General features: G+C 57.7%; 15 protein-coding genes. 12 read left to right on the top strand and 3 right to left on the bottom strand.

Features of this window, described 5'->3' with window-relative positions:
- Positions 1 to 162 precede the first annotated feature (162 nt).
- A complete protein-coding gene (locus AC1Q67_RS05825) occupies positions 163 to 780 on the bottom strand; it encodes an Lrp/AsnC family transcriptional regulator (protein WP_492234838.1) in 618 nt (205 codons plus the stop codon).
- An 887-nt stretch (positions 781 to 1667) separates the two neighbouring features.
- On the opposite strand from AC1Q67_RS05825, the gene AC1Q67_RS05820 reads away from it, so the two are divergent.
- From AC1Q67_RS05820 to AC1Q67_RS05765, 12 genes are all read left to right on the top strand, one after another.
- Positions 1668 to 2015, top strand: a complete 348-nt coding sequence (locus tag AC1Q67_RS05820) for a VOC family protein (RefSeq protein WP_492234839.1) — start codon at positions 1668 to 1670, stop codon at positions 2013 to 2015.
- Between the two features lie 129 nt (positions 2016 to 2144).
- A complete protein-coding gene (locus tag AC1Q67_RS05815; RefSeq protein WP_492234840.1) occupies positions 2145 to 2615 on the top strand; it encodes a flavin reductase family protein in 471 nt (156 codons plus the stop codon).
- A 171-nt stretch (positions 2616 to 2786) separates the two neighbouring features.
- Entirely contained in the window at positions 2787 to 3656 is an 870-nt protein-coding gene (locus tag AC1Q67_RS05810) for a branched-chain amino acid ABC transporter permease (protein WP_024576523.1), read from the top strand.
- Positions 3640 to 4671, top strand: coding sequence for a branched-chain amino acid ABC transporter permease (locus tag AC1Q67_RS05805; RefSeq protein WP_492234841.1), 1032 nt, complete (start codon positions 3640 to 3642; stop codon positions 4669 to 4671). Before AC1Q67_RS05810 ends, AC1Q67_RS05805 begins: the two co-directional genes overlap by 17 nt.
- Positions 4668 to 5393, top strand: coding sequence for an ABC transporter ATP-binding protein (locus AC1Q67_RS05800; RefSeq protein WP_492234842.1), 726 nt, complete (start codon positions 4668 to 4670; stop codon positions 5391 to 5393). Before AC1Q67_RS05805 ends, AC1Q67_RS05800 begins: the two co-directional genes overlap by 4 nt.
- A complete protein-coding gene (locus AC1Q67_RS05795) occupies positions 5386 to 6105 on the top strand; it encodes an ABC transporter ATP-binding protein (RefSeq protein ID WP_492234843.1) in 720 nt (239 codons plus the stop codon). Before AC1Q67_RS05800 ends, AC1Q67_RS05795 begins: the two co-directional genes overlap by 8 nt.
- A gap of 123 nt (positions 6106 to 6228) precedes the next feature.
- The gene (locus AC1Q67_RS05790; protein ID WP_492234844.1) at positions 6229 to 6996 is read left to right on the top strand and encodes an enoyl-CoA hydratase/isomerase family protein; all 768 of its coding nucleotides are present in this window, start codon (positions 6229 to 6231) and stop codon (positions 6994 to 6996) included.
- A gap of 1 nt (position 6997) precedes the next feature.
- Positions 6998 to 7765: a creatininase family protein gene (locus AC1Q67_RS05785; RefSeq protein WP_492234845.1), complete on the top strand. Its 768-nt coding sequence runs from the start codon at positions 6998 to 7000 to the stop codon at positions 7763 to 7765.
- A 151-nt stretch (positions 7766 to 7916) separates the two neighbouring features.
- Entirely contained in the window at positions 7917 to 9047 is a 1131-nt protein-coding gene (locus AC1Q67_RS05780) for an LLM class flavin-dependent oxidoreductase (RefSeq protein ID WP_492234846.1), read from the top strand.
- Positions 9048 to 9075: 28 nt separating this feature from the next.
- Positions 9076 to 9855, top strand: coding sequence for an enoyl-CoA hydratase/isomerase family protein (locus tag AC1Q67_RS05775; RefSeq protein WP_492234847.1), 780 nt, complete (start codon positions 9076 to 9078; stop codon positions 9853 to 9855).
- Position 9856: 1 nt separating this feature from the next.
- Positions 9857 to 11728, top strand: a complete 1872-nt coding sequence (locus tag AC1Q67_RS05770; RefSeq protein WP_492234848.1) for an AMP-dependent synthetase/ligase — start codon at positions 9857 to 9859, stop codon at positions 11726 to 11728.
- A gap of 115 nt (positions 11729 to 11843) precedes the next feature.
- Complete coding sequence (locus tag AC1Q67_RS05765; RefSeq protein ID WP_492234849.1) at positions 11844 to 13076, top strand: ABC transporter substrate-binding protein; 1233 nt, start codon at positions 11844 to 11846, stop codon at positions 13074 to 13076.
- 81 nt (positions 13077 to 13157) lie between these two features.
- On the opposite strand, the gene AC1Q67_RS05760 is transcribed toward AC1Q67_RS05765, so the two are convergent.
- Both AC1Q67_RS05760 and AC1Q67_RS05755 read right to left on the bottom strand, forming a co-directional pair.
- Positions 13158 to 14021 carry a helix-turn-helix domain-containing protein gene (locus tag AC1Q67_RS05760; protein ID WP_492234850.1) on the bottom strand — a complete coding sequence of 288 codons (864 nt, stop codon included), beginning with the start codon at positions 14019 to 14021 and terminating at the stop codon, positions 13158 to 13160.
- A 383-nt stretch (positions 14022 to 14404) separates the two neighbouring features.
- Positions 14405 to 14764, bottom strand: coding sequence for a VOC family protein (locus AC1Q67_RS05755; protein ID WP_492234851.1), 360 nt, complete (start codon positions 14762 to 14764; stop codon positions 14405 to 14407).
- Positions 14765 to 14805 lie beyond the last annotated feature (41 nt).

Raw genomic sequence — 14805 nt, 5'->3', positions numbered from 1 at the left:
GTGCTCGCGCCAGGTTGGTAGATACGGGTAGCCTTGGCGAGTCAGGCCTGGCCACAAACCTTGTGGAACGACATTCTTTACGTGCGTACACAATCGAAAATGCAGCGCTGCCAACTGTTAGCAATGCGGGTTTATGCCGTGATCTGACGGCGTTGCGGGTGCCTAAACTCCCGCAGTGCTCAGCGCACGAAATGAATCGCCTGTGACCGCGCGGTCCATCCGGTCTTCTGCAACTGCACTGTACCGTGGTTTCATGGGACGCTCGATGTGTCTTGCAGCATTGCACGATTTGACGGTAATAGGCCGGTTGGCGTCGATCGGCAAAACCAATTTGTGAGAAATCCGCTTCAGCGCTAGATTCGAGCGAATGCTGGAAACGCCGGGAATGCGCGAGATTTTGTTGACGATCAGATCTTCGAGATCGTTTATGTCGGACACCATCACGCGCAACAGGTAGTCGCTGTCTCCCGTCATCAGGTAGCACTCCATCACCTGACTGAGGCGATCGATGGAGCGGGTGAAGTTGTCGAGGGTAAGCTGAACCTGCTTTTCGAGCTTGACCTGAATAAATGCGGTAACGCCGATACCGAGAGCCGCCGGATCGAGCACTGCGATGCGTCGGTCAATCACGCCGAGCTTTTCGAGCGTCTTGACCCGTGCAAGACAGGGTGACGGCGAGAGGTTGACGCGGGAGGCGAGTTCGACATTTGTCAAATTCGCATTCTGCTGAAGTTCATTCAGAATCTTGATATCAATTCTGTCGAGAACTGTTGTGGTCATGACGTGTCTCCCAGGGCAAATCGGTAGCTTTTCGAGGCCCGGCCCCACCCGTTGTTTCGCGCGGTGACATCCCGATGACGTGGATGCTAGCCGCAGTTCGATCTGTCGAATTTCGATAAAATGACGACTTGTATCTAAAAACAGTCATTTTGCTTTTGCAGGTATTTACGCGCCTTTGCACCCAAGGTGATCGGTAAAATAGGCGCGCGTGGCGTTCACTATTGTATTGATAACGTTAGACGAAAGAGCATGTCTCGATCACGCCTGATGTAGATGGGACCCCGACGGAAAAGCCGTCGCGGAGAAATGCGCGATTCACTTATCTCGCTTCGGACTCAGTTCTGCGGTGCCTCAGCGCTGCCGGCTGGCTCCAGCGCAAGGTCATTTGTCGAGAACGCGCGGATCTTGAACCGCGCGTCAGTCGCGTCGCGGCTCACTTGCTCGCTCTCCGCGGACGAGCGACGGATGAGCGCCGGCATCGGGAACGACACTCTGCTCCTTCATGCTCTGTCACGGAATCTGTTCGGGCGACGCAACATCGATGACCTAACTTTCAGCCTGGAAGTCAGTCATGTTGCCGGTAGATTGAGCGCGTGATGCTCACGCGACTGTCAAACCGGTGTCTGTCGTGCGGCACCTTAAAGCATACGGTCGATCCCGAGAACGGCGCGATGCATTCACTAGTGCGCTGAAGTCCTTTGCTTGCAGGCATCTGTAGGACGTTCGTTTCGGTGGGCCGACCGGACCAGCATAAAATGCTGCTCCGTCACTTAGGCGGTGATCTGTTCGGGCATTAATGCTGAAGGGCCGGAGTGACTATCGTCGAACAGTTGCAGCTCGCGAGACGTCGCAGACTGGCAGACGTTCCATGAACCGGACATGTGAAAGTGAAACTCAAGCAGGTTTATCTCACCGCGCAACAGCCCGAAGGTCTGGCCAGCTTCTATGAGGCTCTCGGCCTGACCGTGCGCTTCGCGGATGCGAGCAAGTGGATTCAGTTCGCGGGTGAAAAAACAGCGTTCTGTATCGCTGGTCCGGGTGAGTCGGTGTCCGCTCATTCGCGAGATGCGATTCTGGTGTTTGAAGTCGAGAATCTGGAGGCAGCGATGGACCGTGCTCGCGAGGCGGGCGCCAGGGTATCGGAGAAAATTCGCGACATGGGTCCGCACGGCCGTGTTGCGCGCGTCACAGATCCGCTTGGCAATGTGATCCAGTTCTTCAGTGCGGCCAGGTAGCACGGCGATGCGAGCCGCGTCCTAATTCCGATCCGTTTAATCGAGGCAATAGCCGTCATGATCTTGCGAGCTTCTCCGATGCCGATACAAGAAATACCGCCGTTTAACGCAGCAGAATTCCGCAATGCCATGCGCAATGTTCCCGGTGCCGTGTCCATCGTGACCACCGGCAAGTGGCCCGGCCGCCACGGCCTGACCCTCACGGCGGGATGCTCGTTATCCACTGATCCATCGAGCGTGTTGGTCTGTGTGAACAAATCAGCCGGTGCGCACGACACCATTAAGGCGAGCAAGGCCTTCTGCTGGAACATCCTAGCAGCGGAGCATTCGGCGCTGGCTCACAAATTTTCCGGACAGGATGGCAGCAAGGGTGATGTGCGGTTTTCGGATAGCCTCTGGCAGGAACTCGAAACGGGCGCGCCAAGCCTGATCGATGCGATCTGCAGCTTCGATTGCCGCATGGTGCATGCGCACGATGCTGGTAGCCATACGATTTTCATCGGCGAGGTTGTTGCGCAGACGACGAGCAAGGACCGTGAGCCGCTTCTCTATGTGAAGGGCTCATTCGCAGTGCCAAAGTCTCACGATGGGTTGCACTGAGACGGACATCACGCTGACGAAAGGAGAGGGGTATGGGCCCACTATGTATGAGCGTCAACCTGCCGGGCTGCGACACGCCGGCGTATCGAACCGATTCCGGATCGTGCCTGATTCGGAGCCGATTGGAGCGGCGCCTTCTTTGTCAACAACTGACAATATGAGCGTCCGCTGATGTTATCGCTTTGGCTCAATGTTCTCGCTAGCGGAGTGCTTCTTGGGCTCGTCTACGGACTCGTCGCACTTGGTCTCACCATCATTTTCGGCGTGATGCGCGTCGTGAACTTCGCGCATGGCGAAATGGTCGTGTTCGGTGTCTACATCGGGTACTGGTCGGTTCGTCTCTGGGACGTCCCAATCATCGTCGCAGCCGCCATCGCCGCCGTTGTGATGTTCGTTTTTGGATATCTGCTGGAAACGCTGATCGTGAAGCGTTTTGTCAATCGGCCGCATCACTACCAGTTCATCGTCTTTATCGGTCTGGCGCTGTTGTTCAGCGGCTTCTTGCTGGTCGCGTTCGGTCCGGACCCGCGCCCCACTGCGTCCCAACTGTCGTTTCATACGGTCTCGATTGGCCTGCTCAAGCTTGATCTCGCGCGGCTTCAGGCCGCGGCGACTGCGGGCCTGCTGATCATTCTGCTCGGTGCATATCTTAAGTATTCGGCGTTTGGCCGGTCACTGAGAGCCGCAGCTAACAACCGGCTGGGCGGGCTGGTCGTGGGTCTGAACATTCCGCAGATCTACGCCGTCACGTTCGGTATCGGCACCGGGTGTGCCGGAGTGGCCGGTGCTCTGATTTCTCCGCTGTTCGACGCGCAACCCTATCTCGCGGTCGACTTCACGTTGTTGGCATTCGTGACGGTGATTGTGGGCGGCCTTGGCAGCTTCAGCGGAGCTTTGCTGGGAGGTCTCACCATCGGCGTGGCAGAAGCTGTTGCCGCGCTAATGTTCGCTCCCTCGATGAAGACTGCGCTGCCTTATGCGCTCCTGATCATCATTCTGATATTCCGTCCGAGGGGTTTTTTCGGTGCCAAAGAAATTTAATGAAGCAACCGATCAGAAGCGATGGATTGCCGGAGCAGGCGTCTTCGTGATCCTCGCTCTGGTTGGCTTTCTATCGAATTCGTATGTCATATCGCTAATGACGATTGTCCTGCTCTTTACATTCATGGGACAGTCGTGGAACCTGATGCTTGGCATCGGCGGACAATTGTCGATCGGTCATTCCTTGTTCGTCGGACTTGGCGCCTATTCTGTGGCCGTTCTGAACATCAAGTACGGAATCTCGCCATGGATCGGGCTCGTGGTGGGATTGACTATCGCCGGATTTGTCGGCGCGTTATTGGCGTGGCTGAGTTTTCGCTTTGAGGTTCGTGGAATCTACTTCGCGCTGCTGACCATCGCCGCAGCGGAGTTTGCCCGGATCATGTTCAGCGGCTGGGAGTTCGTCGGCGGGATGCAGGGAATGTTCTTTCAAGCGCCCACCGGAAAGACGGACATCCTGATGCTTCGCGGAGACGCGCGCTTCTACTACTTCGTCGCGCTGGGTGTCGCCGCAATCGGCGTTCTGGGAACCGAGCTGATCTCGCGGTCGTATCTTGGCTATGTCTGGCGCGCGATGAGAGACGATGACGAGGCGGCTCGCGCGCTGGGTGTCCGCACATTCCGGCACAAGATCATCGTGATCTCGATATCGGCAGGCAGCGCGGCCGTCGGCGGCGGCATTCTTGCACTTGTTCAAGGGTCAATCTTTCCGGATTCCATTATGGGAATGGGCATTTCGGTCGATGTTCTGATCGGTCCCGTGGTGGGAGGTCTGGGCACGGCCTTTGGCCCCTTTGTCGGATCGCTCGCGGCGATTCCACTGAACCACACGATGAGTGCGATCGGAGACAGCTTAGGTATTCCGGGTCTGAACAATATTGCCTACGGGATCATTCTGATCCTCGTGGTGTGGGTTCTGCCAGATGGAATCTGGCCGGCCATCGTCCGGCTCTATCGATCGATTCCGCCTCTGCCTCGGCTGAAGATTTCCCAACCGAGGAAGGTCGAGGAATGACCAATCTGCTCGAAGTCAGGAATCTTACACGATCGTTCGGTGGACTGATCGCGGTCAATGATGTGAGCTTCTCACTTCGGGGCGGGCGTATCACGGCCTTGATCGGACCCAATGGTGCCGGCAAGACGACTTGCTTCAATCTGGTCGCGGGTGCCTTGAGAACGACCAGCGGGCAGGTGTTCTTCGAGGGGCGGGCCATCGAGAACAGACGTCCGGAAGACGTGTGCAGAATGGGAATCGCGCGAACGTTCCAGATTGTGCGTCCGATGCGCGATATGACGGTGCTCGAGAATGCGATGGTCGGAGCGTTCAGTTGGACGACAAGTGTCAACGATGCGCGGGATATCGCATACGATTCGCTGGAAAGCGTGGGGCTCGCAAACAAGGCGCATGCGAAAACCGATCAATTGACGTTGCCGGATCGGAAAATGCTCGAAACGGCCAAGGCGCTGTCAACGCGGCCGAAGCTGCTTTTGCTTGACGAGGTGATGGCCGGGTTGCGGCCCACCGAGGCTGCAGGGGTCGTTCGGGTGCTTCAGAAGCTGACAGAGAACGGTCTGACAATTCTGCTCGTCGAACATGTGATGCGGATTGTTATGGAGGTGGCTTCGACAGTCGTGGTGCTGCACCACGGAGCAAAAATCGCCGAAGGCTCACCTGCTGATGTTGTCGCAGATTCGAAGGTGCTCGAAAGCTACCTGGGGGCCGGCTTCCATGCCTGATGATGCTCTTCTTTTAGTCGAAGACCTGTGTGTTGCCTATGATGGCTCGAGTGCTCTGCACGGCGTCTCGCTGGCGATCCGAAAGGGCGAGTTGATCTGTGTTGTAGGCGCCAATGGCGCGGGCAAGACTTCATTGATCCGCTCCATTGCGGGAATCGTTCCGGCGTTGAGTGGTACTGTGAAGGTAAGGGGCGTCGACATCACGAAGCAGCAGCCGTGGAAGATATGCGAACTCGGAATCGCGCAGGTTGCGGAAGGGCGTCAGATTTTTGGCGCTCTGTCGGTCGAGGAAAATCTGCTGATTGGCGGATCGCTGAAGCGCGCGAAGGCATATCAATCAACCACACTCGAGTCGGTCTATCAGCTGTTCGACAGGCTGCGTGAACGCCGCCGGCAACTGGCAGGAACGCTGTCTGGAGGCGAGCAGCAGATGCTGGCAATCGGCCGCGCGATGATGTCGAAGCCGGAAATCGTCATGTTTGACGAGCCTTCCATCGGTCTATCTCCGGCTCTGACGGACGTGATGTTCGGGGTCATCAAGTCTCTGCATCAGCACGGAACCACGGTGCTGCTGGTCGAGCAGAATGTCGCGAAATCCCTTGCATTGAGCAATCGGGGATACGTGCTGGAAAACGGCTCCGTCGTCCTTCACGGTCCGAGCGAAGAGCTGTTGAACAACCCCGACGTGCAGCGCGCCTATCTCGGAATGTGAAGCTGCGGGTCGAAAGCAGAATATGCTGCGACGCTCTGTTTTTCAGAATTCTTGTCCCGCCGTTGTCCACAAACGCGTTTTCTACGGCAAACTATTTTGAAGCCGGCTGCTTAGCTTTGTGGCATGGACAAGGACAGCATTCTCATCGTCGATCGCGAGGCCGATCTGGTCACGCTGACCATGAACCGGCCTCCGGCCAACGCCGTAAACTTCGATCTCATTTCTGCGCTGCTGAACACCCTCCGAACGCTCGCCGGCGAGAATGCGCCGCCCGGCATCGTGCTCACCGGGACCGGGGATCGCTTCTTCAGCGCGGGCGGCGATATCAGGGAAGTCGTGGGCATCGAGATCGCGGCGCCTCGCATCAGGATCTTCCACGCGCTGCTCTGCGCGCTGGAGCAGTATCCGGCTCCGATCGTTTGTGCTGTTCGAGGTTATGCGGTCGGCGGCGCGCTCGAATTTCTTCTGCATGCCGACTACGTGGTTGCCAACGATGAATGCAAGGTCGGCTTTCCCGAAATCAATCATGGCCTGTTGCCTGTAACAAAGGGCATCCGCCGCGCGGCGGAGAAGCTCGGCGTCAGAGGTGCTCAGAGGCTTCTGTACTGGGGAGACCTTGTCGATGCGCAGACGGCAAAGGACATCGGCGCCGTCAACGAGATCGTTGCGACCGCTGAGGTGTCGACGCGTGCGTTGGATGTCTGTCGGAGACTTCGGGGAAAGGACCGGAAGCTGTTTGCTGCCATCAAGCGGTCATTGAATCTGACCAGCCAGATGAGCGACCAGGCTCTCGAAGCCATGACGGTGGATGATCTCGGCGCCTATCTGACCGAGAATAGCTCCGCGGATGCGCGCGCCCGGTTTCTCTTGAAGAGCGCCAGGAAGAATTAGCATGAGCGGGCTCGGGCGAAAGGATCAGGTCCGCCTGGAGCTCATGAGCTTCGAGGACGTGTCGGAAGCTTTGGCGCGAGGTTGCAGCACCGTTGTTATCCCTTGTGGAGCCGTGGAGCAGCACGGACCGCACTTGCCCTTGTGCATGGACGCGGATCACGCTGATGCGCTTGCTGAGAGGATCGCTAGGTCGCTCGACGATGCGCTGATCGCCCCGACAATCAAGGTCGGCTGTTCGGCCCATCATCTCGCATTTCCCGGCACGATCTCGCTTCGGCCCGAGACGTTCGAGGGGATCTGTCTGGATTACTGTACTAGCCTCGTCCGACACGGATTTCGCCGTATTCTACTGTTCTCGGGCCATATCGGAAACTTTCCTGTGTTTCAGCAGATGCTTCCGGGGCTACGGCAGGCGATGCCAGCCGGTGTGGAGGTGGTTGCCTTTACGGACTCCACCGGCTGGATCGGGGCATGGCGGCGAGCGGTTGCCGGGGCAGGTGGCGATCCGGATCATGTCGGCGGCCACGCGGATATCGCGGAGACGTCGCTGATGATGGTTATCAGGCCGGAAAGTGTGCGCCCGGACCGGTTCGAGGCCGGGTATCTCGGTACACTCTCGGAGGAGCAACTCCGCGACATGTGGGCGAACGGCATCAAGTCCGTGACGCACAACGGCATCATCGGCGATCCGCATGGGTCCAGTGTTGCCATCGGCGAGCGATGCTTTGATGCGATTGCCGATCTTTTGGTCAACGCCTTCCGGAAATAATCTGGCGGCACGCATTGGCGCAAGCGACGTCGCCAGCCAGTCCGCAGCATAAAATTCGGAAAGATCGATAGCGCCCAATAGCTTTCGGCCAAAAATGTTGCCTCGCTTATGAAACGTTGTGCCTGTCAGGAATTTCCCAAAGGATAAGAAAATGGCACTTACGTTCGGGTTCTGGTCGGAGCAGGAGACCCAGGTCGGCCACAGCTACTCGCGCCGGCTTCATGAACTGGTAGACGAGGTGCGCCTCGCCGAGAAGATGGGGTTCGACTGCGTCGCACTCTCCGAGCAGCACGTCGCCCTCGGTGGTATCTCTAGCTCGGCTCCAGAAGTGGTCTACGGCTACCTCGCCGCGGTGACCTCGCGCGTGAAGCTTCGCTCCGCCGTGACGCTCATGCCGCACAGGATCAACCACGCCCTGCGAACGGCTGAACGCCTTGCCGTGACGGACATCCTGTCGAACGGTCGGATGGAATTTTATGGCGGGCGGGCCAACACCACCATCGCGATGCGTGCGTTCAATGTCGATCCCAATGAGACGCTCGAGCAGATGGAAGAAGGTCTCGCGCTTCTGAAGAAATCGATGCGGGATGACATCTTCACCTTCGAAGGCAAGTACTACCAGATTCCGCCGCGCCAGCTCGTCCCGAAACCGCTCCAGAAGCCGCACCCGGTGATTGGCATCGCGGCGACGAGCGAACGCAGCCACGGCTGGGCAGGCTCCGAAGGCTTTGCGGTGATGAGCAGCAACATCTATCAGGGTTGGGAAGTTCAGCAGAAACTGATTGATATCTATCGCAAGAGCTGGAAGCGCGACGAGCAGGGGCCGCTCGAAAGTTCCCGAATCGGAATTCCGCTGTTCATCGGCATCGGCAAGACGGACGCGCAAGCGAAGGAAGACTACGCCGGGCCGCTGATGCATTACGCAAAGATCTCCACCGACGCATATCCGCGCCTCGCGAAGATCGCCGACGACTACAAGTACATGAGCGAAAGCGTTCCTTCCATGGAGCGTGCCGCGAACGACTGGGACTATCTGGTCAACGAATCGGCCACGACGGTTTGCGGAAGCCCGGACACCATCATCCGCCAGCTTGAGAGGTTCCAGGCCATGGGTGCAGACGAAATCTTGCTGCACATGGATTCGGTGCCTCACGAAAAAATCATGGAGGCCATCGAAATGGTCGGCCGCTATGTGATCCCGCATTTCAATGATCGGAACAATGTCGTGCGTCCGACTGAGGAAATCCTTGGAAAAATCCGGGCCATGCGGCCCCAAAACTAAGATCAGAAAAAACAGAACGGAAAGACCAATGTCTCAGCTTAGCTACAAATATCTGATCGTCGAAAAGCGCGCGAGCGGCGTTGCGGTCGTGACCATGAACCGCCCGGAGATCCTGAACGCGATCAACTGGGAAATGCACGAAGAGCTCGAAGACGTTTTCATCAAGCTCGATCACGAAAAGTCGGTCAACGCTATCGTTCTGACGGGCGCCGGACGCGGTTTCTGCTCGGGGGGCGATCAGACTTCGCTGGATAAGGGGACGCTGCCGTCTCCTACCCGCAGCGGGCGTCATCTCATTCGTAATATGCTCGAAGTCGAAGTGCCGATCGTGGCGGCTGTCAACGGTGTCGCTGTCGGTCTCGGCGCGACGCTTGCGCTGTTCTGCGACGTGGTGTTCGCGAGCCCGACCGCGCGGTTCGCCGACACCCACGTCAATGCGGGCGTCGTTGCCGGTGACGGCGGCGCGGTGATCTGGCCGCTGCTGATAGGGCCAGTGCGCGCAAAGCACTACCTCATGACGGGCGATTTCCTCTCCGCCGAGAGGGCGGCTGCTATGGGCATGATAAATGAGGTCGTCTCCGACAAGGATGTCCGGGATGCTGCAATCGATTACGCGGAGCTTCTGGCGAGCGGTCCGAAAGAGTCGATCATTTGGACGAAGTACAGTGTCAACAAGATCATCAAGCAGTATACTCATCTGCTGCTCGATACCTCGGCCGCGCTTGAGATGCTGACGTTTGCGTCTCCCGAGCGTCGCGAGGCGGTTGCTGCCTTCGCGGAGAAGCGCAAGCGCTTCGCGGAGAAATAAAATGAACGTCGATTCCCTCACATCGGGAGCGCAGCTCGCCGACATCACCATTCCTCAGCTGTTCCGAGCGCGGAGAATGGAGAGGCCTGCGGTCACTGCATACTATCAGAAGCGTCATGGCGATTGGATCGCCGTGACGTGGAAGGAGTATTCGGACCGCGTTAGCATGTTGGCGACTGCGTTGCAGAGAGAGGGGCTTCAGCGCGGCGACCGTGTCGCCATCATGGGCGACGTGGCGCAGGAATGGCTGATCGCGGACATGGCAACGCTGTGTGTTGGAGCCGTCATGGTGGGGGTGTACTTCACATCGTCGCCGGAAGAGGTTGCATATTATCTCAGCGACTCCGGTTCAAGATTCGCCTTCGTCGGCGGAGAAATACAGCTGGGTATCCTTCTCGCATCCCGACAGGCCGAGAAGCTGAAGAAAATCATTGTGCTCGATCCGGATTGGACACCGCAGGGCGACGAGGCAGCGAACGTCGTTTCAATGAAGGAGTTCTGCGGGAATATCGAAGTTGATGCCGACGCGTTCCTCAAGGAGCAGGCGGCGAAAGCCAAATCCACCGATCTGGTCAGCATCGGTTACACCTCCGGCACCACCGGATTTCCGAAGGGCGCGATGCTGACGCATCTTTCGTTGCTTGCCGGCGCCCACAGCGTGACGCGATTTACGCCGCGCATCATGGAAGACAATACCGTTGTCGTTTTTCTTCCAATGTCGCACACAGTTGCGCGTGCGCAGGCAACGACACTACCCTTGATCATCAAGATGGTTCCCTACTTTGGCGAGACAAGTGCGAACTTTGCCCAGACCATCATAGAAGTGCGTCCAACATACTTTATGGCTCCGCCGCGTTTCTTCCAGCGCTATGCGACGGCCATTCTTAGCAAGGTCCATTCTGGCTCGGAAAAGCAGAAGCAGGACTACCAATTCGCGATGAAGATCGCGCGTATGGCTCTGGACAATCGCCAGTCCGGCGGAGAGCCAGATCCCTTCATTGCCGGGCTCTACAAGGTCTGCCAAGAGCAGATCTTCCGTCCACTGCTGGCCGAGGTCGGCTTCGACAGACTGTCCGTGACCTACACGTCCTCCGCTGCAATGCCATCTGAGCTGATGTCGCTGTGGCAGTTGTGGGGACTGCAGCTCAAGGAATGCTATGGTCAGACAGAGCTGGTTGGCGCAAATCTGGTGCAAATGGCCGAGTGGCCGGAGGCCGGTACTGTTGGCGTTCCTCTGCACGATCCTGCCTGGGAGACGGCGGTTCTCGAAGACGGCGAAATGATCACCCGAGGCCCCGGCCTGTTTATCGGTTACTGGAACAAACCGGAGGAGACGAAATCAGCATTACGCGATGGCTGGCTTTACACCGGCGATATTGTCGAGGTCGGTCCGACAGGGCTGTTCAAACTGGTCGATCGCAAGAAAGAGATCATCAATACCTCGAACGGAAAGTCTATCAGCCCCACTCAGATCGAGAACGAGATTCGCCGTAGCCCCTTCATCTCGGAAGCAGCCGTCATCGGCGAAGGTAAGAAGTATCTCACTGCGCTGATCGAGGTCGATGCCACAGCGACGATGGATTGGGTGAAGTCGCGCGATCTCAAGGTCAAGAAATACGCCGATCTGGCCAATTCCGAAGTCGTCGTTCGCATGATCGAGGAAGAGGTTTCAAAGGCCAACAGCCGACTGGCGCGGGCCGAGCAGATCAAGGCCTTTCGTATTCTTCCAGAGGAACTGTCGCCTGATACGGGCGTGATGACTGCGACGCGGAAGAAGCGTCGCAAGCAGCTTCACGAGAGATACCGATCACTGATCGACACGCTCTATGACGAGACCGAGGAGGAAATGATCAAATCGGAGATGGGGGGCTGACGGCGTGCCGAAAGGCAAGGCAAGCCGGCGGGAGACAAGCCCTACCGCGCATTCGTTTAAAGGAGTTGCCAAGGATCAACTCAATCGCAATTGCAGACAATGGAAGGGGAGTAATATGACGATTCGAAACGGAAAAGGTCTTACGCGGCGTACCGTTCTCGGCAGCGGCGTTGGTGTCGCAGCGGCCGGACTAATGTCGTGGCCTGTGAAGGCAACGCCGACTAAGGTGAAGATTGGAGCGATCATGCCGAGCAGCGGCGTCCTTGCGTTCCCGGGACAGGCGTGTGTGCGCGGCATCGATCTCGGAGCGAAATTTGCGCGTGAGAAATACGGTCTCGATATCGAAATTGTTCATGCTGACACGCAGAGCCGTCCTGAAAACGGCCGTATCGCAGCCGAGGGTCTGATCCGGCAAGGCTGCACGGTGCTCATCGGCGCGTGGGACTCCGGCGCGACGATCTCCGCGCTTCAGGCCTGCGAGGCGGCAAAAGTGCCTATGGTCGTGCACATCGCGAGCGCGACGCAGGTGACTTCGCAGGGCTTCACGCAGGTCTTCCGTTACTACCCGACATCCCTGACAATTGTCAGACAGTCGCTTGTCGAACTGAAGTCGGTGCTTGCCACGCTGAAGGCTCCGCCAACCAGCGTTGCCGTGCTCCATCTCAACAACACCATGGGCCAGTCGACAGCAGCGAGCATTGATCAGGCTTGGAAGGAAGTCGGCGTTCCTCTCAAGATCGCGCAGTACGTGCCATACGATGAAAAAGCCAAGGATCTGTCGGTCGAGGTCGCTAAAGCCAAGGCGTCGGGTGCAGATGCGCTGGTCTCGGTGACGCGTGTCAACGACGCGATTATGATCGCCCGCGAGTGCATCAAGCAGGGCTGGGATCCGAAGATGGTGTTCTCGCCAAACTCGAACGGTGTTTCGGACAAGGCGTATCACGACGCTCTTGGAAAGTACGGCAACGGCCCGATCCTCGCGGCGTTGTGGCTGAATCCCAAGGGACCGAACTCCGACAAGATTATGAAGATGTTCGCGACCGACTATCCGAACGACTGGTTCGACGCGAACGCCGGATGTGCGTTCGAAGCCGTGCAGATCGTCGGTGACGCCGTGAAGCGGGCCGCTTCGGCGGAGTCGGTGGCAATTCACGGCGCGCTCAGGACGACAGACATGAAGCCTATCCTGATGTATGGCGAGAACACAAAGTTCGATGCCACGGGCCAGAACATCAACTGCTCGATGGTGATGTTGCAGGGTTTGCAGAGCAAGCCGCGGGTCGTCGCGCCGAAAGCCATTGCAGAGGCAACGCTCGAATATCCGCTGGTGCCGTACAGCAAGCGCTAAATATCACGACACGATAGAAGGCGCCCCCGCACATGCTGTCAGGGACCGTTTCCTTTAAACACAGTCCTTCGTGATGGCCTGTCAGGGGGGCGGTTCGTGATTGACGAAGCTGGACCGGTCGGCCAGGAAGCGGCGAGGGCTCTTGCCCATGGTTTTCTTGAACATGGTGATGAAGGCGCTCGGCGTCTCGTAACCCAGATCGAGCGAGACGGCCTGCACGGATGACCCGGATGACAGGCGCTTCAAGGCGACCAGAATGTGCAACCGTTGTCGCCAGCGTCCGAACGTCATTCCTGTTTCTTTTGCAACCAGACGCGCGAAGGTGCGCTCACTCATGGCATAGCGCGCGGCAAGTTCCTCAACCGTGCTGCGATCGCCGGGATCGTCGAGTAGCGATGTTGCGAGATGCTGAAGCCGGCTGTCCGCCGAGATTGGTAGATACATTTCTTCTGTCGACATCTGCACCAATTCGTCGAGGAGTACGCGCCCCAGCCTGCTGGTCGGTCCATCGATCGGATATAAAGGCGGAAAAACGGCCAGCCGATGAATGAGTTCGCGAACAAGCGAAGTAATGGTGAAGGTACAACACATGCTCGGCAACGTGCTGGCCTTCGGATCGATGAATACCACGTAAACCTTGCCGTAATCAGACACGCAGTTGCTATGTGGCACACCGGCGGGAATCCATACCGCGCCTTGCGGTGGCACTATCCATAGACCGCCAGGGGCGCGGCACATGACCGATCCATGTGACGCAACCACAAGTTGGCCCTTTTTATGGGAATGAAGCGGAAGCTCGTCATTATCCTTATTTGTCTCCAGATAAAAGGAAACGATGGGCCGATCGAACTGGTCTGGATCGACCGGATCGTAGTTAATCCGAAGATCCGGCAAATCCATTCGGACAAAGCTCGGGTCAAACTCAGCAACGGGTGACGTGCGCATCGGATCACTCGCGGATGGTTGAAGTCTGTATTCGCAGGTAGTTGTCTCGATCTTGTACCAGAATAGCTCGTTGACAAGCGATCGCCACGGTAAAGTGAGAAGGGGCGTGCGGAAAATCTGCGAAAAAACAACCGGCGCGCCCTATTCGGCCGGTCGTTAGAACCGCGCGACGCGAAGTGTTGCGGCGTGCAGAATCGGCCGCACAGACGTGCGCATCCGATTTTCGGAAAGGCCATGGCGCGGCTGCTGAGATGTATGACCGGACGTGCACCGATGCTTTGCTGCCGTTAAACGGCGTTGAAACACGTAATGTGCCATTGTTCATCGGAGCGCCATACGCGCTCCCAGCACCTGTTGGAATGGCAGGCTGCTTCGAGTTGCTATTAAACCGGGCGCAAAGGCCGCGCGAAACTGAGTTCGTGGCCGTCATGGTCTGTCAGGTGGAAGAAGCGCTCACCCCATTCGGCATCGCAGGGCGCGGTCGTTGGCTGACACCCTGCTGCGAGCGCGCGGTTGTAAAGTGCATCAACATCGGTGACGTAAAAGATCACGCGCCCCCACCAAGACCAGCGCCGCTCTGCAGGCTGGGCGATGAGGTTAAGATAGCTCTTCCCTGCTCGAAAGCTGGTGAATGACGATTCTTCGCCACCATGCAGGACCTCAAACCCCAACGCCCGGTAGAATCTGACAGCTCGCGACATTTCGTGCGTGGCCAGTGTGATTGCGCTGATCCCCTCAATCATAGACGGAGCTCTCCTGTTTCACTTCCCTGCGCCGTTTGCCG

Source organism: Afipia sp. GW823-FHT06G09, from assembly GCF_058794875.1.
Note: the sequence above shows the minus strand (reverse complement) of the source record. Positions and strands in the feature narration are given on the sequence as shown.